At 59.8% G+C, this 21,142-nt stretch carries 16 protein-coding genes and 1 pseudogene; 5 read left to right on the forward strand and 12 right to left on the reverse strand.

The window, feature by feature from the left end; all coding sequences use genetic code 11:
- The 3 genes and pseudogenes from E1573_RS26950 to E1573_RS06975 form a co-directional block, all read right to left on the reverse strand.
- Positions 1-283: pseudogene (locus E1573_RS26950) on the reverse strand (hypothetical protein); the annotation flags it as partial.
- Positions 284-482: 199 nt separating this feature from the next.
- Positions 483-1,232: a cache domain-containing protein gene (locus tag E1573_RS06970; protein WP_133211969.1), complete on the reverse strand. Its 750-nt coding sequence runs from the start codon at positions 1,230-1,232 to the stop codon at positions 483-485.
- A 68-nt stretch (positions 1,233-1,300) separates the two neighbouring features.
- Complete coding sequence (locus tag E1573_RS06975; RefSeq protein WP_133211971.1) at positions 1,301-2,077, reverse strand: FadR/GntR family transcriptional regulator; 777 nt, start codon at positions 2,075-2,077, stop codon at positions 1,301-1,303.
- A 285-nt stretch (positions 2,078-2,362) separates the two neighbouring features.
- On the opposite strand from E1573_RS06975, the gene E1573_RS06980 reads away from it, so the two are divergent.
- From E1573_RS06980 to E1573_RS07000, 5 genes are all read left to right on the forward strand, one after another.
- Positions 2,363-3,787: a gamma-aminobutyraldehyde dehydrogenase gene (locus E1573_RS06980; RefSeq protein WP_133211973.1), complete on the forward strand. Its 1,425-nt coding sequence runs from the start codon at positions 2,363-2,365 to the stop codon at positions 3,785-3,787.
- A gap of 62 nt (positions 3,788-3,849) precedes the next feature.
- On the forward strand, positions 3,850-4,455 hold the full coding sequence (locus E1573_RS06985; RefSeq protein ID WP_133211975.1) for a dimethylamine monooxygenase subunit DmmA family protein: 606 nt from the start codon (positions 3,850-3,852) through the stop codon (positions 4,453-4,455).
- Positions 4,452-5,420, forward strand: coding sequence for a PDR/VanB family oxidoreductase (locus tag E1573_RS06990; RefSeq protein WP_133211977.1), 969 nt, complete (start codon positions 4,452-4,454; stop codon positions 5,418-5,420). Before E1573_RS06985 ends, E1573_RS06990 begins: the two co-directional genes overlap by 4 nt.
- A gap of 17 nt (positions 5,421-5,437) precedes the next feature.
- A complete protein-coding gene (locus tag E1573_RS06995) occupies positions 5,438-6,475 on the forward strand; it encodes a DUF3445 domain-containing protein (protein WP_133211979.1) in 1,038 nt (345 codons plus the stop codon).
- Between the two features lie 71 nt (positions 6,476-6,546).
- Entirely contained in the window at positions 6,547-7,764 is a 1,218-nt protein-coding gene (locus E1573_RS07000) for an MFS transporter (protein ID WP_133211981.1), read from the forward strand.
- A 44-nt stretch (positions 7,765-7,808) separates the two neighbouring features.
- On the opposite strand, the gene E1573_RS07005 is transcribed toward E1573_RS07000, so the two are convergent.
- From E1573_RS07005 to E1573_RS07045, 9 genes are all read right to left on the reverse strand, one after another.
- Positions 7,809-8,501 carry a sensor histidine kinase KdpD gene (locus E1573_RS07005; protein ID WP_133211983.1) on the reverse strand — a complete coding sequence of 231 codons (693 nt, stop codon included), beginning with the start codon at positions 8,499-8,501 and terminating at the stop codon, positions 7,809-7,811.
- Positions 8,498-10,105 (reverse strand): tetratricopeptide repeat-containing response regulator, encoded by a 1,608-nt coding sequence (locus tag E1573_RS07010; protein ID WP_133211985.1) that lies wholly within the window; start codon positions 10,103-10,105, stop codon positions 8,498-8,500. Before E1573_RS07010 ends, E1573_RS07005 begins: the two co-directional genes overlap by 4 nt.
- Positions 10,106-10,203: 98 nt before the next feature.
- Positions 10,204-11,283, reverse strand: a complete 1,080-nt coding sequence (locus E1573_RS07015) for a sensor domain-containing diguanylate cyclase (RefSeq protein WP_133211987.1) — start codon at positions 11,281-11,283, stop codon at positions 10,204-10,206.
- Positions 11,284-11,363: 80 nt separating this feature from the next.
- A complete protein-coding gene (locus tag E1573_RS07020; RefSeq protein ID WP_133211989.1) occupies positions 11,364-11,948 on the reverse strand; it encodes an MliC family protein in 585 nt (194 codons plus the stop codon).
- Positions 11,949-12,023: 75 nt separating this feature from the next.
- Positions 12,024-14,747 (reverse strand): LuxR C-terminal-related transcriptional regulator, encoded by a 2,724-nt coding sequence (locus tag E1573_RS07025; RefSeq protein WP_133211991.1) that lies wholly within the window; start codon positions 14,745-14,747, stop codon positions 12,024-12,026.
- 319 nt (positions 14,748-15,066) lie between these two features.
- Positions 15,067-16,431 carry a DUF1329 domain-containing protein gene (locus E1573_RS07030; RefSeq protein ID WP_133211993.1) on the reverse strand — a complete coding sequence of 455 codons (1,365 nt, stop codon included), beginning with the start codon at positions 16,429-16,431 and terminating at the stop codon, positions 15,067-15,069.
- A 27-nt stretch (positions 16,432-16,458) separates the two neighbouring features.
- Entirely contained in the window at positions 16,459-18,342 is a 1,884-nt protein-coding gene (locus E1573_RS07035) for a DUF1302 domain-containing protein (RefSeq protein WP_133211995.1), read from the reverse strand.
- Between the two features lie 336 nt (positions 18,343-18,678).
- On the reverse strand, positions 18,679-20,361 hold the full coding sequence (locus E1573_RS07040) for a fatty acid--CoA ligase (RefSeq protein ID WP_133211997.1): 1,683 nt from the start codon (positions 20,359-20,361) through the stop codon (positions 18,679-18,681).
- A gap of 124 nt (positions 20,362-20,485) precedes the next feature.
- Complete coding sequence (locus tag E1573_RS07045) at positions 20,486-21,115, reverse strand: LysE family translocator (protein ID WP_133211999.1); 630 nt, start codon at positions 21,113-21,115, stop codon at positions 20,486-20,488.
- Positions 21,116-21,142: the final 27 nt, after the last annotated feature.

A 21,142-nucleotide genomic window follows, 5' to 3' on the forward strand; every position in this document is an offset into this window, starting at 1 on the left:
GACCGCCTCCACCACCGTGACCACCGCCGCCGCCATGGCCGCCACCGCCACCACCGCCATGACCGCCACCGCCACCACCACCGCCATGACCGCCTCCGCCACCACCGCCGCCACCGCCATGACCGCCGCCACCTCCGCCATGGCCCCCACCGCCGCCGCCATCTTTGGCATAGGCGCTGGAACTATGGGAAATCGAATCGGGAATCAAAACGAGGGAGGCCGACAGCACGCCGCCTATGGCCATAGCCAATAGCGCTTTCTTGAATAGCCCGTAAGTCTGCATCTTCCGTCTCCTGGTCATTTACCGCGAGAAACGCTGAGTCACACCGGGATGGATCTGTTTTGTCAGGAATTCTATGCGTGGGAAATTTTCCCACATCGAAAAACTAGTCCGCTTTGATAATGGCTTCAAGCAGCGCACGGAAAAGCCGACCGATGGTCGGCATTCAGAAAAAATCGGCAGGGACGTTCGGGGGTGCCTTTCAGACGGCCTTACGCAGCCTCGGCAGGCGAATCAACGACCACCCACCTTCAGGCTCGGCCAAGACCAGTCGCTCGCCTTCGTTGAGTGCAGGGTCAAGCAGGCGTGGGGCCAGATCACCTACCATCCAGTTGGTGGTGTTGGAAGCAATCACCCGAGCATCGGCAGAAATCAGCACCGCTTCATGCTCAAGGCGCATCAAACTGCGAACCAGCATGCGCTCGACGTTGTGCAACGACAGGTCCAGCCCTGCTACGCCGATGAAGCGTTGTTGCACGAAAATGGGCATGGTGAACGTCAACACGTACATGTTGGTGCCGTAAAGGTCGACGTATGGCCCCTCGACGCTGCTGTTACCGGATTCACGTGGGCGACTGAACCACGGCGCAGCGGTGTAATCGTAGAAATTTTCCCGACGCCGGTCGAAGTTGGGTCGCAACGGCAGCGTTTTACCGGCATCCGCGAGGTACCACCATTCCAGGTGCATGTGCTGGTCGCTCAGTACGCCGGGCTCGAGGATTACCCCGCCACCGCAACCGAAAGCACCTGTCGCCAACAGTTGCTGATCGATCGCTGGCCGCAGCGACGCCAGGTCCTTGGCGGTGGGCTGGCGGCCTTCGGCCAGAACCCTTTCCCACAGCGTTTGGGCCTCATCCACCAACTGGCGGACCTGGCTGAAGATACTCTCCAGCGTGCTGTTGAGCTGCCGAGCGCAAGCACACAGGGGATCGTTTTCGCTCAGGGCAAACATGGTATTACCTCACGCAGGATTGGCTTTATTGTTATCCGTCAGGGGGTGCGGGCAAAGCCCACCAAGGTCTAGGCAATCACCTGGCCTGCTTCACCCTCGTTTTCACTGCTGGCCAGCAATTCCAGGCGCAAGCTCATCAGCCGCTTGATTCCACGGCTGACATGCGCCTCGGCCAAGGCGCCCGCCAGCACCGTGTCATTGCTGAGCAAGGCTTGCAGAATGGCACGGTGCTCTTGCTCGACCACAGTGACATCGCCACCACCGGCAGCCTCCAGCCAGAGCAATTCCCCCACCTCCGACTGCAAACGCATCTCGGCGTGGGTCAAACGCAGCGACTGCGCGGCGGCGGCGACCTCGATATGAAAACGGGCATCAGCACGATGACGCCCCAGGCGTGTAGTTGCCTGTTTCAGCGTTTCGATGTGTTGGGCAATCCGCGCATATTGCTCACGTGAGCCGCGCTGGGCGGCCAAGCGTGCAGCGGTGCCGGAAATCGCCATTTGCTCATCACCCAGATCACGCAGGTCCGGCCCGCTCATGTCCTGCAATCGCTGCAGCAACAGGCCCTCAGGCAACTCCACGGGCGCACAGACAAAACTGCCGCCATTGCGCCCGCGTCGGGTTTCGATCAGCCCGCGCTGGCGCAGCACCACCAGCGCTTCACGCAGGGTCACGGTGGCGACGCCCAATTGCAAAGCCAGCTCGGCTTCGCTGGGTAGCTGCTGCCCTTCGGCGAACAGCCCCAACTCGATAGCTTCAACCAAGCGTCGCGCCACCTCATCGGTGCGCCCTTCCTGGCGCAGCCGGATGAAGGCAGTACTACGGGCTGTATTCAGGGCACTCATCGGCTCTCCATAGTCAGCATGTGTTGGCCCAAGGTAGAGCCCAGCTAAACGTTCAGTTTCGTATCTTATAGCGATTGAGCGGCCCGTGACACCGTCGTTTTCACCCTTTCAGCGGTAAAAACACCCTGCAAAAGGCATTTTCAAGGCGACAGATGGACAGTTGGCAAAGCACGAACATTAAGATATGTTTTTATATGTTTACTGTGATCAGCGGGCAAATCAACCTCTGCGCAGCGCAGTGGGCCCAGCAATTCTCGACCTATAAGACCAACCAAGGGATACGCCATGCAAACCAAACTCCTGATCAACGGCCAGTTGGTCGACGGCGAAGGTGCCCGTCACGCCGTTTACAACCCATCTCTGGGCACGGTGCTGGTGGACATCGCCGAGGCCAGCAGCGCTCAGGTTGATGCCGCTGTGCAAGCAGCCGATCAGGCGTTCGATGCCTGGGCACAAACACCGCCCAAAGATCGCGCCCACTTGCTGTTGAAGTTGGCCGACCGTATCGAAGAGCAGGCGCAAACCCTGGCCCGGCTGGAGTCGCAGAATTGCGGCAAGCCGTATCAAGCTGCATTGAATGATGAAATCCCGGCAATCGCCGATGTCTTCCGTTTCTTCGCTGGCGCCAGCCGCTGCCTGAACGGCTCGGCCGGTGGTGAGTACCTGCCTGGGCACACTTCGATGATTCGTCGTGACCCACTGGGTGTAGTGGCCTCTATCGCGCCGTGGAACTACCCGTTGATGATGGTGGCGTGGAAGCTTGCCCCGGCGCTGGCGGCCGGCAACTGCGTGGTGCTCAAACCGTCCGAGCAAACACCCCTGACCGCCCTGAAGCTTGCAGAATTCATCGCCGAGATCTTCCCAGCCGGTGTGGTCAACATTCTCTTCGGCCGCGGCCCAAGCGTGGGCGAGCCGCTGGTTACGCACCCTAAGGTACGCCTGGTGTCGCTGACCGGTTCGGTCGCCACTGGTGCGCGGATTGTCGCCAACACCGCCAGCAGCGTGAAACGCACGCACATGGAACTGGGCGGTAAAGCCCCGGTGTTGATTTTCGACGACGCCGATATCGATGCCGCCGTGGAAGGTATCCGCGCCTTTGGTTTCTACAACGCCGGCCAGGATTGCACCGCAGCGTGCCGCTTGTATGTGCAGCTAGGCGTCTACGACACCTTCGTGAAGAAACTCGGTGAAGCTGTCGCCAGCATCCGTTATGGCCTGCAAGACGACCCGGAAACCGAACTCGGCCCGTTGATCACTGAAGATCACCTGCAACGCGTCGAAGGCTTCGTCGAGCGCGCCAAAGCACAACCGCACATTCGCGTGATCACCGGTGGCAAGCGCGTTGAAGGCCCCGGCTACTTCTTCGAACCCACGGTACTTGCCGACGCCCGCCAGGACGATGAAATCGTTCAGCGCGAAGTCTTCGGCCCGGTGGTCAGCGTCACCCCGTTCAGCGACGAAGCTCAGGCCCTGGCCTTCGCCAACGACTCCGACTACGGCCTGGCTTCCTCGGTCTGGACCCGCGATGTCGGCCGCGCCAGCCGCCTGGCAGCACGCCTGCAGTACGGCTGCACCTGGGTGAACACCCACTTCATGTTGATCAGCGAAATGCCTCACGGCGGCATGAAACAGTCGGGTTATGGCAAGGACATGTCGATGTATGGCCTGGAAGATTACACCTGCGTCCGCCACGTGATGTTCAAGCACTGACATCACCTTGAGTACCGCGGATTTAGCCCACTATAAACATATAAAATAATAGGTAATATGCCATGCTTATCACCGGCATCAAGAGCCGCCCGGTCTATGACCGCCTGCAACCGATGGCAGGCGGCCTGCGCCACCTGATCGTCGGTCAGGGTAGCGGCGGTACCGCCATGTTGCGCCTGATCGAGGAAATGACCCCAGAGCAGCGCCAGGCCAGCACCCTGTTGTACTCCACCGAAAGCTTTTCCGGGCACAACCACCTGAACGCACTGCGTCAGGCCGAAGCCGGTGACCTGCAGGTGTTCGACAGTAACCAGGCACTGATCGACGGCCTGCGTCGCCTGCTGGGCAACGCACACATGGGCACTCGCCTGTACCTGAGCGGCTCGGAAAGCTTCATCGGCACCACCATGCAGGCTGCCAACGCGGTCGACCTGAACCGTGACGAAGTGCTGCGCGAACACAGCGGAACCCTGGTTCGTCGTGTCTGGTGTGCGCACTGCGACACCTACACCGAGAACGTCACCCACCGCGTGTTCACCTGCCCTGGCTGCCAGCTCGACCTGGTAGTACGCGATCACTATTCCCGCCGCCTGGCCGCCTTCCAAGGCATCAAGGCCGACGGTGAAGTCCCAGGCGAAATGCCAGCTGCCGAGGAGCTCGATACATGAACACCCATAACGGAACCCTCAGCGTGCGGGTTACCCGCATCGAGAACCTCACCCCGGAAATCAAACGCTTCACGCTGGTGGACCCGGACGGCAAGCACCTGCCCGCCTTCTCCGGCGGCAGCCATGTGGTGGTACTGGTGCAAGACGGTGACAAGACTCACCGCAACGCCTACTCGCTGATGGGCTCACCGTACGACTCCAGCGCCTACCAGATTGCCGTGCGCCGGGTCAGTGACGGCCGTGGTGGCTCACGTCACCTGCATGACTGCCTGGAAGAAGGCGCACTGTTGCAAATCCTGCAACCGGCCAACCTGTTCCCGCTGGCCAAGCATGCCCGTCAGCACATCTTCATCGCTGGCGGCGTGGGTATCACCCCGGTGTACTCGCAAATGGAAGAGTTGCACCTCAAGCAAGCCGATTTCGAACTGCACCTGGCAGTGCGCGGGCCGGAACACACTGCGCTGGGCCTGGAACTGCAGGCACGCTATGGCGAGCGCGTGCACCTGTACGTACAGGGTCAGGACGCACGCATGGACATCAAGCAAATCCTCAGTGCGCGCCCTCTGGGCAGCCATGTCTATGTCTGTGGCCCGGACAGCATGATCGACGACACCCTGGACAGCGCCCACGCGCTGGGCTGGACCGACAGCCACATCCACTACGAACGCTTCGTCGAACAAGGCTCGAACGGTAAGCCCTTCAGCGTGACCCTCGCGCGTCAGGGCGTGACCATCGAGGTTCCGCCTGATCAGTCTCTGCTCGAAGCTGCCGAACAGGCTGGCTACAAAGTGCCGTACCTGTGCCGTGGCGGTGCCTGTGGTTACTGCGAAACCGAAGTGCTGGAAGCCGAAGGCGAGCTGGACCACCGCGACGACTGGCTCAGCGAAGAAGACAAGCTCAGCAAACGCAAATTCATGCCTTGCGTATCCCGCACCTGCGGTAGCCGCTTGGTCGTAGACCTCTAATAACAGGACCGAACGCCATGACCGTATTCAAGCCAATCGAAACCTATTCCGACGACTACACCTACAGCAACAGCCGTGAAGCCATCACGCGCCTGCCGTTCCCTTACCCGGAAGATCAGTACATGTACTCGATGAACGTCGAGCCTCATGTGCCCTTCGGTAAAGGCGCGCTGCGTGCTCAGTTCGATATCGACGAGCACTACATCTCCGAGTGCCATCACCGCGCTAAAACCCTGGACGAGCAGCCGGGCGTGCACTACGCCGCCCTGCCGCACATGATGGAAGCCCAATGGGACTTGCTGGAACTGCTGATGGAGTCCTACTCGCGGGACTTCCCCGAGCACTTCACCCTGGAGAAGAACGGCAGCCAGTGGCACTGGATCAACCGCCCACTGCAGATCGACCAGACCTTCACCTTCGGTGATGCCAGCACCCTGCCAATGGACCCGATGGAATACATCACCCGTCAGGCTCAGGGCGAGTTCATCCTCTTGGAAGAACGCGACGAAACGCTGGTGATGGGCGCCGGCATGGCCACCCAGCGCGCCGACTATTCGCTGCGTTTCAACCTGGGCATGAGTTTCATGGAGTTCCACGGCCCGGTGCCGAAGCTGCATGAAATGGGCATTCTGCAACGCGCCCTGAAGTTCCTGCTGCGCCTGCGCCCCGGCCACCCGGTGCGCCGCACCAACTGGTCGATCACCGTTAATCCGCGCCTGGAAACCTCGGCCGAGACGCTGCCGGACTGGGCGCCGGATCGCACCATTGTCACCCCGGAAAATGCCGGTGATCTGGTCAACTTGCGTATTGAGCTGCAACCACTGCATCGTTTGCCACGCAGTAACGCCGTGCTGTTCCCGGTACGGACTTACCTGGTGAGCCTCAAACAACTGGCCGAATTCGCGCCACAGTGGGCCAAGCGCATGCACCGGGTGATCCGCGACCTGGATCAGGAACTGGTCGATTACAAGGGTTTCACCCGCTATCGCGACGCCATGGTGACTTGGCTGTCGCAATACGATGACGGCACCCCAGTGGATGAAAGCCAACAGTAAAACCAGACGATGAGCGCGCCCTTACGGCGCGCTTTTTTGCACCGCGTGCTTGCCAACCAGGGATTAACCCGATGAAAAAAACAATAAGCCATTTTCTGCCTGAAAGCTGGAGCCTGGTGTTCTCCGCCGCCGCATCTGCCTACGGTGTCGGCCTCCTCGGCCTGTGGGCGCTGCCGTTTTTGATCAGCGCCATCATCAACGACCTCAAGCTCAACGAAGCTCAAGCCGGCCTGCTGATGTCGGCCGAATTCATCTTCACCATGCTGGCCTCGCTGCTGGTTGCCCCGCTCATGGGTCGTGCACCACGGCGCACCCTGGCAATCTTCGGCACCCTGCTGGCGATCGCCGCCAACCTGGTCAGCGCCAGCATGACCGAACTTTACTCACTGGCAGCGGTGCGTTGCGTGGCCGGGATCGGTGCAGGCCTGGCGCTGGCGTGCGGCAATGCCAGCGTTTCCAGCGCCAAACAGCCAGACCGCATCGCCGGGCACATGAACGTGCTGTCGGTGCTGTTGATGATCGTGGTGATGCTCGGCTACGCCAAAGTCATGGCCCTGTACGGTCTGCCGGGCCTCTACTACGCCATGGCCGCAACCATGGCGGTGATGTTGCTGGCCATCCCGGCGATGCAACAACGTGCACCGCTGGTCGAAACCTCTGCGCACACCGCCGCCGCTCGCGGCGGTGCGGGGAACGTGCTGTTGAGCCTGCCGGCGATCTGCATGATGCTGGCGATGTTCGTCTTCCAGGCCCGCGACACCATGGGCTGGGCGTTCGTCGAACGGATCGGCACCATGGTGGGTTACAGCGGTGATGAACTGGGCGCGTTGCTGTCCCTGCAATCGGTCGTTGGCTTGATCGGCCCGCTGCTGGCGGCGATGGTTGGCAAACGCTTTGGCCTGAGCACCCCGGTGATTCTGGCGATCCTGCTGACGGGCGCAACCAGCCTGGCCTACGTGCTGGGTGAACACTCCAAGTCGCTGTACACCATTGGTGTGATGACCATTTGTGTCACTTACTTCTACGCCCTGAGCTACCTGACCGGATTGGCAGCAGCGCTAGACCGTGAGGGCCGTGTCGTGGCTGCTGCGAGCAGTTTCCTCAGCCTCGGTCTGGCGGTTGGCCCGGCGATTTCTGGTGGCCTGATTTCACTGGGTGGCTTCAGCCTGGCGGCCTGGGGGATTGGTGTTACCGTGATCCTGACCTTGGCGCTGGTCATCGTGCCGCTGGCGAGCATTCGCCGGGAAGAACGCAGTTTGAATCTGGGCGCGGCGATTCCGTCCGTCTGACAGCGTCGCGGGGCAACGGATCGCGTTGCCCCGCGGCCTGCTTTTCACGGCAGATACAGCCGGAACAAGCCCCCGCCCAGCGGCCCGCCGTTGGCAATCTCGATCCGCCCCTTCACACCATTGCGCTCATGCAGCGCTGCAATACGCGCGGCAAAGTACAGGCCCAGGCCGGTGCTGCCACTCTGCGCATCGATGCCCTGCACATAATCGTGCTGACGCTCAAGCATGTGCGCCGAGAACCCCGGACCATCATCGTTGATGCTCAGCAACAACTGCTCACCCTCTTCGCTGACCGTGATCAGCAGTGTGTGACCGGCATAGCGAATGGCATTGTTGAGAATGTTGGCGACCACCGAGCTGACCAGTTCACGATCAAAAAAACCCAGCGGACTGGCCGTTTCAATACGCCAGCTAGCCAGGATGTCGCGGTGCTGGAGCAGGTTCTGCTGGGCGGCCAGCTGAGCCTCGATGAAATCGTCCAGCTCGTGATAATCCGGGCACATCGGCAGTTGGTTGACGCCCAGTTTGTACAACCCCAGCAATTGCACGAGCATGCCGTTGAGGTGCGTGAACTCATGCTCCATGACCCCCTGCTCGCTACTGCTGCGCAGGGCTTCAGGCAAACGCGCCAACCACTGGCCATGGGCCTGGGTCAGGGCGGACAGCGAGTTCTTCATGTCGTGGACGGTGGAGGCGATCACCGTGGAAAAGTCCAGCCCCTGGTTGTTCTGGTTCATGCGCCAAAGGCCCGGATATGCAGTTTGCGGTAACGGTCGTAGCGGCTGTCGCTTTCGGGAATTCCGGCCACGCAAGTGAGGCAGGCACGGCATTCGTCCATGATGGCAGCAGGCGGTGTTTCACCCCCGATGCGCAACAAGGCTTGGGCAGTGTTCAGGGCGATACTGATGTTCTTCGGTTGCAGGGTCAGGGCACGGCGGAACAACCCCAGCGCTTCACTGAGTTGCCCACCTTGATAACTGCGTACACCTTGACGGTTGAGGTCGACCGCTTCCGTCACCGCGCCGAGCACGGTGGCATCATCGGTCAGGCGCGAAACGCTCTGCATAACCTTAGGATCGTCGCCATAGGTTTCGACACAGCTTTTCAGGATCGAGGTACCCGCAGATTCCTGGCCGAGTTTCTGTAGCTGGCTTGCGACCACTAAGGCTGCCTCAACCGAGAAAAACTGCTCCATCTTGTCCAGCCGGGCCATGGCCTGCTCGGTCAATTTGGCAGCGGTTTCGGCGTCACCGGCCTGCTGCAGACTGGCCGCTTTCATCAGCCGCGCACGCACCTGCAGGCCCTGGTCTTCGACGTTCTCCTTGGCCACCTCACTGAGCACCGTGTTGATCTCGACCCGCGTACGCGCATCCAGACCATTCCCGGCATTCTTGTTCATCAGCGCCTGGACCAGGCCCAGATTGCTCTCCGGATCTTTGTAACGCGAACTCTGCCCTTGGTTGACCGCATGCCGGTAGGCTTTCGACGAGGTGTCGAAGTCATCATTGCCCAGCGCCAGCTTGCCCAGCATCATTTGCCGGCGTACCGCCAGAGGCGACAACCGCACCGCTTCCTCCAGCACGCCCTGGGCGCGCTTGTGTTCCCCCAATGCGACCAACACCTCAGCCAACCCGTCGTAGAGGCCCGGCATCATCGGGAAGGCTTTGAGGGCTTGCTCGTACACGCCCTGAGCCTGAGAAAACTGATTGCGCTTATGCAACAGGCTGCCCAAGGCCGCATAGGCCCAAGGGGTCGCCCGGCTGGAGATGATGGTAGTGAGGAACTTTTCCAACTCGTCGTAACGATTCAGAGCCTTTAACGCATCAGCACGGTAACGCAGGCACAACGGCGCGAAGCGCGGATCTTTCTTGCACAGCTCAGCGCAAGCGGCCAGCACCTCAGCCGGACGGCCGCGATCCAGCGCCTGCAGGATCGGCTTGAGCAAGGTCTTGCGTTGCACCAGTTTTTCCAGGCGTTGCGCCAGGCCGATACGGTTGAACGGTTTGGTCAGATAGGCATCCGGTTCGTGCTCCAGAGCACTGAGCACAATTGCCTGACTGGTTTCGGCGGTGACCATGAGGAACACACACTCATGGCTGATCAACTTGTCGAGGATCAGGTCTTCCAGCACCTGCTGGCCGTTCTTCTTGCCGTCACCGAGGTGAAAGTCCTGAAGGATAAAGTCGTAGCGCTTCTGCGCACACATGCGCAACGCCTGCTCACCACTGTCGGCCGTATCGACATCACGCACCCCCAACTCACGCAGCATCGAGCGTGCTGAACTGCGGAAATCCGAGAAATCGTCGACGATCAGAAAACTTTTTTGGCTGTAGACCTGCATCCACGCAACCTGACATAACAAATAAAAAAAGGATGCACAGACCGCAACAATCACAGGCTGGCTTCGCGGGTAACTCTGAGCTGGCGTGAGGGCGGGTGTTACGCGCAGACACCTGTCACAGCAAGACGCACCTGATTGTCACCGCTACGTTTGGCCTCATACATGGCCAGGTCCGCCAGGTGAATCAGGGTGTCCATGCTCGCAGCATGATCGGGATAGACCGCCACCCCCAAGCTGGTGCCCACCTGCAACATCTCACTGGAAATGATCATGGGAAAGGCCAGTGACTCGATCACATTGCTGCAAATCAGCCGCACCTCTTCCTCCACTGCCATACCGGGTGAGAACCCTTCAAGGATCAGGACGAACTCATCGCCGCCGATCCTGGCTACAGTATCGGCCGTGCGCAGCATTTGCTTGAGCCGTTTAGCCACAAACATCAGTACCTGGTCACCTATGGCGTGACCATGACGGTCATTAATGTCTTTGAAATCATTGAGGTCGACAAAGGCCAACGCAACCCGTGTATTGGTAACCCGAGCCTTCTCCAGCGCCAAGGCCAGCCTTTGTTCGAACACTAAGCGGTTGGGCAGACCGGTCAACACATCATTGTGGGCCAGGTTATGCAGTTGGTTTGCCCAGGCCTTCTCTTCGGTGATGTCACGCACCACGCCCATCATTTTCACCGCCACGCCCTGGGCGTTGCACACCACGTTGCCCGTCTCGCGCAGCCACCGAACACTGCCGTCGGGCCAGACCACGCGGTACTCTTCGTCGTGGTTTTCACCCGTTGCAATACAGCGCAATTCGCCGGCCCGCACCTGTGCTCGGTCGTCCGGATGAACACTGGCGCAAAAACGTTCATAGCTGGGGATAATTTCCCCTACCTGATATCCAAACATGGGGTAGATGGCATCGGACCAGAAGAGCTTTTCGGTATCGATATCCCAATCCCAAGTGCCGATACGGGCGAAATACTGGCTGCGCCGGTAGCGTTCAATATCGTCGGGCTGCACGGCACTGGCCTGTGCCTGACTGCCGCCCAGAGTATCCAGGTGCTGGCGGCATTCGCGTAACCGCCGCTCAAGCACACGCCCGCGCAGCAACGCACGTACCCACAAGATCGACAATACCCCCAAGCCAATCCATGGCACGACGATGTACAGCAGCTGCGTCATGACGAAGCGCTCTAAAATGATAGCAAGCAGCCATCATCTTCGATCCTCAGCGCGTCGTAAAGTCTGGCATCGGCGATGGCTCAGCGCGCCACCTGACAGGTCAGTTCGGTACCGTACCATTTCACTTTCGCTTCGCCTTGATGTTCCCAGAACTCGACACCTTCGGCGCCGTACTTGCTACCGCTGCCCGAGGGTTGAGCAATGACAATGGTCTGGTCGTCGCCATAGGTGAGCACTGCCGCCTGGGGATTGAGCTGGTTGTAAAACACAGCAGTGAAAGTTTTGCTGTCGTCGTTACAGTCGAACTCCACCGCTGCTGGCACCTGAACCGCACCAGACTGGATCTGCAATTCGACGTTGCGCACCTGGTACTGCTCAAGCACACAGGCATCGACATCGCTGGCTTTCCAACATTCGTCACGGCCCTTGATCCAACCACGCTGGGTGGCCTTGAGCTGCTTTTGCGATTCGCTATCGGCTTGCCCCAGCACACGCTTGTACAGCACGGCCAGCTCCCGATCGAGCTTGCTCAGCTGTGGGCTCTGGCACACCTTCAGTGCCACGCCCTCGGCCTTCTCGCACGAGAATGACGGCCCTTCTGTCGCCAGCGCGATGCCTGTGGACAAGCCGCAAGTAAGGAGCACCAGGGTGCATGCACGGAACATGGGCGAGGCCTCTAGCAGGAATGATCCTGCCAGAGAGTACAGCAGAATTTCTCCTGCTGGCCGCGCAGTCGGTCGTCAGGCCAACAGGCCCAAGGCTTTTGCCCGGGCAACAGCCTGGGTTCTGCGCTCGACCCCCAGCTTGCTGTTGATATGGCTGGCGTGGGTCTTGACGGTGTGCAGTGAGATGAACAACCGCTCACTGATTTCCTGGTTGGAGCAACCTTGGGCGATCAACTCCAGCACCGACTTTTCCCGGGCGCTCAACGCTTCGAAGCTTGCGCTGGAGACCTCCACAGCCTCTGCAGCGGGCAGCAACGCCAACAGGCTGACCTGAGTCGGGCTCGCCGGCTGGTTCAACAGTTGCTCACGCATCCATTGCGGGTGCTCCTGCAACAATCGCTGGAACGCGTGCAAGGTCCCACCACGGCCGGCCTCCAGGGCCAATGTCAGTAAATCACGGGCCTGCATCTCGTTGTTGTTGGCCAGCAGCAAGTCGACCCATTGGCACAGTGCGATGACACAGAGCAGCTGCCCACCCGTTGCCTGACCGCGTTCCACCAACGCCTGCAAATGCTGCCCAGCCTGCGCCAGACGCCCCTGGATTCGTTCGAGCAGCGCCTGTTGCAGCTCGATGTGCAGCCCTAACAGGGGGTGGAACTCGGGTGCAGCAGCGGCCCTTTGGCCGCCATAGGTCTGACCCAGGCGCAATAACCAGGACTCGGCCAGGTCGATCCGGCCCTGCCCCAGCCATAACTCGCATTTGACCAAGGTAATCATCGCCAGATAAAAAATCGGCGGGACATCCCAGATGTGCATCAACCGCTCGGCCTCGGCCAACTCGGTAAACGCCTCGGTAAATCGGCCCTCGCGGCCATCCATCGCAGCGATTACGCAATGTCCGATCAGCACGCTGATGTCACGACACGCACGCGCCTCGACCAGACCTGCACGCAATCGGCTACGGCCCGCCTGCGTTTCCAGGCGCGCCACTAACAGGTAACCCTCATACAACGTCAGACGTGCGCGTACTGCGTACAAGCGCTGCGCCGACAACCCCTGCAATCGCTGCAGGCCTTGTTGCACTTCTTCCAGGGCGCGTATCACTTCGCCGCGCGCATGCAGCACCCGTGCGCGGTCATAGTGCGCCAAGGCCTCAAACAGTGGGTTGCCGATGCGTTGAGCCAGCTCCAGTGCCTCACGGTTGCAGCTACGCGCCCGAGAGTAGTCGGCATCGGCAATGGCCAGATTGGAAAGGGTCGACAAACACACCAGACGTTGGCCATAACGTTTTTGCGGCAGGCTACGCAGGGCCTCGGTGCAGTAGGCACGCGTGCGTTCGCGGTCACCACGACCACGGGCGATAACACCGCTCAGCGCCAACCATTGCGCCAGCATCGAGCGTTGCGCGGTTGCTGACGGCGCCGGTAAGAAGCGGCTCAGATGACTGGCCAGATCTTCGGCCGCATCAAGTTGCCCGGCCAGGCCCAACGCCCAGCTGTACAGGACAATCAGCCGTGGCGTGCTGATCAACAGACTGTCGGGCAGGTCCATCTTCCAGCGCAGCAGCATGCCGACGTTCTGCTCGGCAAGCAGTTGCTCCTCCGACAAGTTCTGTACCAGGTTGGCTGCAACATCCAGGTGCCCTGCACGCAGGGCCTGTTCCACCGCTTCATCGAGCAAGCCTTGGCTGTGGAACCAGCGACAGGCACGCAGGTGCAGGCTCGACAGCGGCAAGCTGGTTTGACGGCTACGCAGCAGATCGGAAAACAGATGGTGGTAACGGTACCAACGCCCATGTTCATCCAGCGGCACTAGAAAGACCTGATGCGCCTGCAAGTAAGCAATGATCTCGGCACTGTCGTGGCTTTCACGCATTGCATCACACAGGTCGCTGCAGAAGCGCTCCTGGCAAGCGGTGTCGTTGAGAAAGCCTTGAACGTCGGCCGGCAGAATATCGATGACCTCTTCAAGCAGGTAATCGCGGATCAGCCCCTCACCACCGTGCAGCGCCTGGGGTAAGACACTGTCGGCACCCGCTTCGCTGGCCGCCAGTTGCCAGAAGCGCAGCCCGGCAATCCAGCCATCGCTGCGCTGGATCAAATTGTCCAGAGCCTGACCGCGCAGACCGCTTGGCTGCTGGCCCAATACTGCCAACGACTCTTCGGGAGTCAGGCGCAGATCCTGTTCGCTGAGTTCGAGCAATTGCCGCGAAAGACGCAGGCGCGCCAGATGCCAGTCCGGGCGCAGGCGGCTGGTGACCAACAAGACCAGACCGGGCGGCAAATGGTTGAGGAAGAACTGCAGGCAGCGGTCGAGTACCGGGCCCTGTGCCAGGTGGTAGTCATCGAGCACCAGCAACAACGGATTGTGCGGCCGCAGGTGCTGCGCCAGCTCATCGAGCAAGCCGTCGAGCCATTCCTCGAACGCAAAAGGTTGATGACGCTGACGCATCTTCAGCAGGCCAAGTGCCTGGCTGCCCAGCGCCGGGCAATACTGCTGCAAACCTTCAAGCAAGCGCTCCAGGAATCGCCCCGGATCGCTGTCGCGGCGGCTCAAGTCCAGCCACAGGCTACTCCAGTGATTGGGCAGGTTCTGGCAGAACTCGACGGCCAGCGAGCTTTTACCGAAGCCGGCTGGCGCATTGACCAATAACAAGCGGCCACCTAGCCCTGACCGCAAGCGATGGCACAAACGCGCCCGCGGCACATGCCCTTCAGGTAGTGGCGGACGATAGAAGCGTCCTTCCAGGACGCTCATGGCCTGGCTGGCGAACCCTTGCGTACGGGACAGATCAGTCATGGCCGGCTCGTTCTAGTTAGAGATTCTTCGGCAGTACGATTTGGCCAGACTAGCGGTTTAAAACACACATTTGAAGATGATTGCCGCGCATTGCGGCAAAAAGACTACAACAAAAAGCAACAATTCCGATCCTGTATGACGGGGTATAAACAGAAACCCCGGTAGGAGCGGGCTTGCCCCGCGATGCGATGTGACTGACAAACTGCAATCGCGGGGCAAGCCCGCTCCCACCGCTCCCAAAGCCAAAGTAGAGCGCATAAAAAAATCCGATACCAGCAAGCTGGTATCGGACAGAGGAGATCACACGGAGGTTTGAAACTTAACGCACGCCTTTCTGGCGAAGCGCTGCAGGCTGGAAGTCAGCCTTGCTGGCGGTGAAGCCGAAGTCGTAAGCCTTTTTCTCTTCGTTCTTCATGCCCAGTGCCAGATAACGGCCCGACTGCAGGTCGTAAATGGCTTCCAGGGTGTACCACGGTACCTGGACGTTGTAGTAGTCCTGGGAGTGGGCCTCGGAAACACGCCACAGTTGACCACGACCATCGTACTGGTCGATCACGGCAGCCTGCCAGGTGTCTTCGTCAATGTAGAAGTCACGCTTGGCGTAGATATGACGCTGACCCGGTTTCAGCGTAGCAACCACGTGCCAGACGCGGCGCAGCTCGTAGCGGCTCAAGTCCTGGTTGATGTGCCCCGGCTTGATGATGTCGGCGTACTTGAGCTTCGGATCGTCGAGTTTGTAGCTGTTGGAGGCAATGTACATCTCTTTCTTGCCTTCCAGCTTCCAGTCGTAGCGGTCCGGTGCACCGTTGAACATGTCCAGGTTGTCAGAGGTACGCAGGCCATCGGCTGCAGTACCCGGACCGTCGTAGGACACCTGTGGTGCCTGGCGCACACGACGCTGGCCAGCGTTGTAGACCCACGCTTTACGTGGTTCCTTGACCTGGTCGAGGGTCTCATGCACCAGCAACACGGTACCCGCCAGGCGCGCAGGTGCCGTCACCTCCTGGTTGAAGTAGAACAACACGTTCCCTGGGTTGGCCGGATCGTAATCCTTCATCCGGTCACGGAAGACGAACTGATCCTGGAAATACACCAGGCTGTAGGAGCCATTGGCTTGCGGTGTGGCCTGGGTTACCAGGCGGGTGACGCTGCCGCCGCGATAACGGGTGATGTGGTTCCAGATGACCTCGATACCGCTCTTTGGAATCGGGAACGGGATCGCAGTATCGAAGTTCTCCAGGCCGTTGCCGCCAGCGACCAGGTTTGTGGTCGTGGCGTTCTTCTTGATCGCTTCAAATACCTTATCCGGCACAGTTGAACCGCGATGGGTCGGGTATACCGGAAGTTTGTAGCTGTCAGGGTAACGCTTGAGCATCGCGATCTGGCCCGGCGACAGCTTGTCTTTGTACTGGTCGACGTTCTGCGCGGTGATGGTGTAAAGCGGCTTTTCACTTGGGTAAGGATCAGCCAGGAAACCCCGGGCATCGACGGCGCCAGCATTGGTTGACAGCGGTTTCCAGGCACTGATCGAACCATCGGCGTTACCGGCTTTTTCCGCGCCCATTGGCGTCAGCGTGGTGCCGAGTTTGGCCGCCTCGTCAGCGGACACGGCCGCCATGACGCTGGAGGCCAGCAGCGACAGGCCCAGCACACCGGCTTGCAGCAGATTCTTGGTCATTTTCATGTTCATGCTCGTCCTGAATCCGTGTTCTTAGAAGTTCACGCCGAAGCTGAGGGCGATGAAATCGCGGTCATCCACGGTGCTGTACTTGCCGTCGAAGAAGTTGGTGTACGACAGGCTGGAGGTGTAGGTGTTCTGGTATTCAGCGTCCAGGCCCAGGCTGATGGCCTTGCGCCCTTCCTCGAAGTTGCCACCAGGGCCCGGTGAGTAGCCGGAAACGTCATGCGACCAAGCCACGTTAGGCTTGAGGTTGACCCCAGCGAACACGTCGTTGTAGTCCCAGATGGCGCGCGCGCGGTAACCCCAGGAAGTGCTGGTGGTGAAACCATCGTTCTCACACTTGCGCGACAGGTTGGTCGAAGGTGCGTTGTTGCCTGCACCGGTGATGGTCCGGCCGTTGAGGAACTCACAGGTGTTGACCGGGCCGGTAGGCTCCAGCGGGCCTGGGCCGAACACCGGGTCACGGCCATAACGCATCTTGTGCGCGCTCTCCAGGCCACCGACGTGAGTCACACCGATTTCACCGACCACCGTCAGACGGCTGGCGCCCATGACCTGGTCGAAGAAGTGGGTGAGCGTGGTCTGGAACTGGGTGATTTCCTTACGGGTATAGCCGTGCTGGTCCTGGCCTGGAATGCCTTTGAGCAGCGACGCATTGCCCAACCCCGGAATAGGCGTGACACCGGAGTAGAGAATATCGGTGGTGTTGAGCTGCACCGGCGCGTTCGGGCGGTAGCTCAGTTCACCGCTCCACGCGGTACCGCTAGGCAGGGTGGTCGAGAAGCTCAAACCGTACAGGCGGATGTCTTCCGGGTACTCGATGAAGTACTTCGAGTTACCGGCAACAATCAGCGGCGCCAATGGCTGCAAGGTAGGTGGCAGGTTTTGCAGGCCGGCATAGACCGACGGATCAGCACCCGTGGCACTGAAGATCGGCGCACGGCTGTGGTAGTTCATGAAGTAGGCACCGAACTCGGTGTCCAGCGGCTCGAACATGTAGCGAAAGGCCACGCCGAACTGGCCGCTGTCGCGCGCGTCACGGTCCGCACCACGGTCGACCAGTACACCTTCCTGGTTGATATCAACGCCCTGGCTGGCGAGGAAGCCCAGTGCCTGCGGCGGCAGGCTACGGCTGCTGTTGAGCAGGCGCAGGTTGTCGGTACAGCCGTCAGCGATCACGTCGGGTTGCGAGAAGAAGGTACCGCAGTTGTCGACGACAGTCTGGTCCCATTCGATCTGGTAGAAAGCTTCAGCCGAAAGGTTGTCGGTCAGGCTCTGCGACACATAGAACATGTTGACCGGAATCAGACCTTCCTTGACTTCCGAGCCTGGGCGGCGGAATGCAGCAACGTCGATCGGGTTGATCGAGTTGATACCGCCGCCAATGAAGGTACTTTCACCCCAGCTGACCACCTGCTTACCGAGACGCACCGAACCGGGCAGATCGGCAATGGAGTAGTTGTGGTACACGAAGGCGTCGAGAATCTCGCCACCGGCGGACTTGGCGCCCTCTTTGCGGCCGGAGTCGCTGATGTCCTTGAACGGGCGGCTTTCGTCTTTGAGCTCAAAGTCGTACCAGTATTTGCCACGGACAAATACACCGGTATCGCCGTACTTGAGCTCCAGGTCATGAATGCCTTTGAAGATCTTCGAGAAGGTCTCACCGCGTTTAAAGTTCAGGTGGCCGTCGTCGGAGGTTTGCGACAAACCCTTACCGCCGTTGTTGACGCCAATCAGGTTCTCGTTCGGTTTGGCCGTCGACCAGCTCGCCCCTACCGACAGAGACGAGTCGAACGAGCCTTCGATTTCACCGATGTTGAAACTGACGCCGAATGCAGGACCGGCGAGCGTAGAAGCGAGGCTGACAGCCAAGGGCAGTTTTGCCCGGCGCCAGAACAGATTTACTGATGTCATCGACGCTACTCCATGTACTTTCTTTATTTTTATGGCAGTGAGTCCTTTGCAGAAACGCCTCAATCGACGGGTGTGAGCGCACCGTGATCGTCGAGCAAGTGGCCAGGCACATTCATGTGCCGCCCCCATTCCTGAAAATTCCCTGGCCCGACTATAGCCAGCAGCTATTAGTGCTTGATCCCTCTAAAGTGTGATTTGCACGTTTACCAATGTGGCACTGCTGTAGGAGCAGAGCTACTTGCTGGCTGGGCAAGCATGGCTGAAAAATGTCAGATGACAAGGCAAAAGTGTGTCTAGACCGCGGGTCGTGCTCTGCAGAGCACGACCCGCTACAGCTCAGAGGGTCGAGAGGAAGGCGCTGTTACTGGCCTGCCACTGGGTGATGTCGAGGCGGATGCGCTTCTTGTCGAGTTTGCCAACACTGGTCTTGGGAATTTCAGTAACAAGGGCTATTTGAGTGGGGATCGCCCACTTGTTGATGTGCCCGAGTTCGACGAATGGCTTGAGGTGTTCCTTGAGTGCTTTGGCATCGACAGCCTGCTGCTCATGCACCACCAGCAGGGCAAAAGGTCGCTCGCCCCACTGTGGATCGGCCACCCCGACCACGGCCACCTCGCGAACTGCCGGGTGGCGGCTGATCAAATCTTCAAGCTCCAGGGACGAAATCCACTCACCGCCGGTTTTGATCACATCCTTGATACGGTCGCGGATGTCGATCACGCCCATGCTGTCGAGGGTGGCCACATCTCCGGTGTGCAGCCAGCCTCCCTGCCATAGCTCGGCACCTTTTTGCGGCTCACGGAAATACCCCATGGTCAGCCACGGTGCCCTCAGTACCAGCTCTCCCTGAGTCTCACCGTCGTTCGGGAGGAACCGCCCTTCGCTGTCGACAATGGCGGGCTCCACCAACGGCACCGGCACACCGGCCTTGATCCGGTAGGTGATGCACTCATCCTCACTGCCGGCTAGCAACTCGTCATTCAGGTGGGCACAGGCCACCAACGGGCAGGTCTCAGACATGCCGTAAGCGGCGGTCAATTGAATGCCACGTGCCTTGGCAGCCTCGTACAGGGCACGGTTCAATGCGCTGCCACCAATGATGATCTTCCAGCCGCCAAAGTCCTGTGCCTGCGCGCCTTTAGCGCTGAGCAACATTTGCAGAATGGTTGGCACACAGTGGGAGAAGGTGACCTTCTCGTTGCGCCACAGCTCACAAAGCATTTCCGGCTCGTAGCGCCCCGGATACACCTGCTTGACCCCCAGCATGGTCGCCACATACGGAATACCCCAGGCATGCACATGGAACATAGGAGTGATCGGCATGTACACATCGTTGCTGCCCAACAAGCGCACGCTGTCGATACTGCCGGTGACCGATGCCGCTGCCAGGGTGTGCAGCACCAGTTGGCGATGAGTGAAGTACACGCCTTTGGGGTTACCGGTAGTCCCGGTGGTGTAGAACGTCGTGGCTACCGAATTCTCGTCGAAGTCCGGAAAGTCATAGACAGGGCTTGCCGCAGCCAGCAGTTGCTCATATTCGCCGACCAGATTTGGCAAATCAGCCGTCTTGCTCTCGCCGTCGGTCAGCAGCAGGGTTTTCTCCACCGTGGTCAGTTGCCCGGCAATGGCCTGGTACAGCCCGACGAAGTCGCTGTTGACCAGCACGAAGCGGTCGTCAGCATGGTTCATGGTGTAGAGGATCTGCTCCGGCGACAGGCGCACGTTGATGGTATGCACCACTGCGCCGATCATCGGGATGGCAAACATGCATTCCAGGTAGCGATGGCTGTCCCAGTCCATCACCGCCACAGTGTCACCGGCCTTGACGCCAGCTTCGGTAAGCACGTTAGCCAGACGCGCGATGCGCTCGTTGAGTGTCAGGTAGTTGTAGCGCAACTGGTCGCGGTAGACGATCTCGCGGGTTTTCTCGTAGCGGCTGCCAGACAGCAGCAAGCGCTTGATCAACAGTGGATACTGATAAGCGTCTTCAGCAGGCGCAATGACACGAGTCTGCAACATAAGAGTCCCTTTTCTAGAGTGCACGAGTTGGGCAAGGCATGACTCACTCTAGAACGCCACAACGCCGGCCAAATCAGCCGAAGGAATGATTTGGCCGGTGTAAATGGCTATAGGCTTATTGCACTTAATGCATTTCGGTAAATGCGATCTTCACGCCCAGGGCAATCAGCACTGCACCCATGGTGCGGTCGAACCAGTGGCCCATGCGTGCAAAGCCGGCGCGCACACGCTGTTGGCTGAACAGCATGGCTACCAGGCAGAACCACAGGCCAGTAGCAACGGCCAGGTACACACCGTAACCGGCCTGGACCGCCAACGGCGTATGCGGATTGATTACCACGGTGAACAGCGACAGGAAGAACAGCGTCGCCTTGGGGTTCAGGCCGTTGGTCATAAAGCCGGCGACGAAGGCAGCACGTGGCGTGCGCTCGACCGACGAAGCTTGTATCGCATCGCTACCCGGTGCGGCGGGGCCGGCACGCAGCGCCTTGAAGCCGATGTACAACAGGTACGCCGCCGCCAGCCACTTGAGGGCGTTGAACAGCACAATCGACTGCGACACGATCAGACCGATGCCCAGCAGCGAGTAACCCACATGCAGGAAAATCGCCGAGCCCACACCAAAGGCCGTCCAAGTACCGGCGCGACGCCCATGGGTAACACTCTCGCGCACCACAACAGCGAAATCAGGGCCGGGGCTGGCCACAGCAAGCAAATGGATCAAGGCAACGGTGAGAAATTCAGCCCAATACATGGGGGCTCCTTGCGGCAAAAGATGAAA

The sequence above is a fragment of the Pseudomonas sp. H9 genome, assembly GCF_004353925.1.
Classification (GTDB): domain Bacteria; phylum Pseudomonadota; class Gammaproteobacteria; order Pseudomonadales; family Pseudomonadaceae; genus Aquipseudomonas.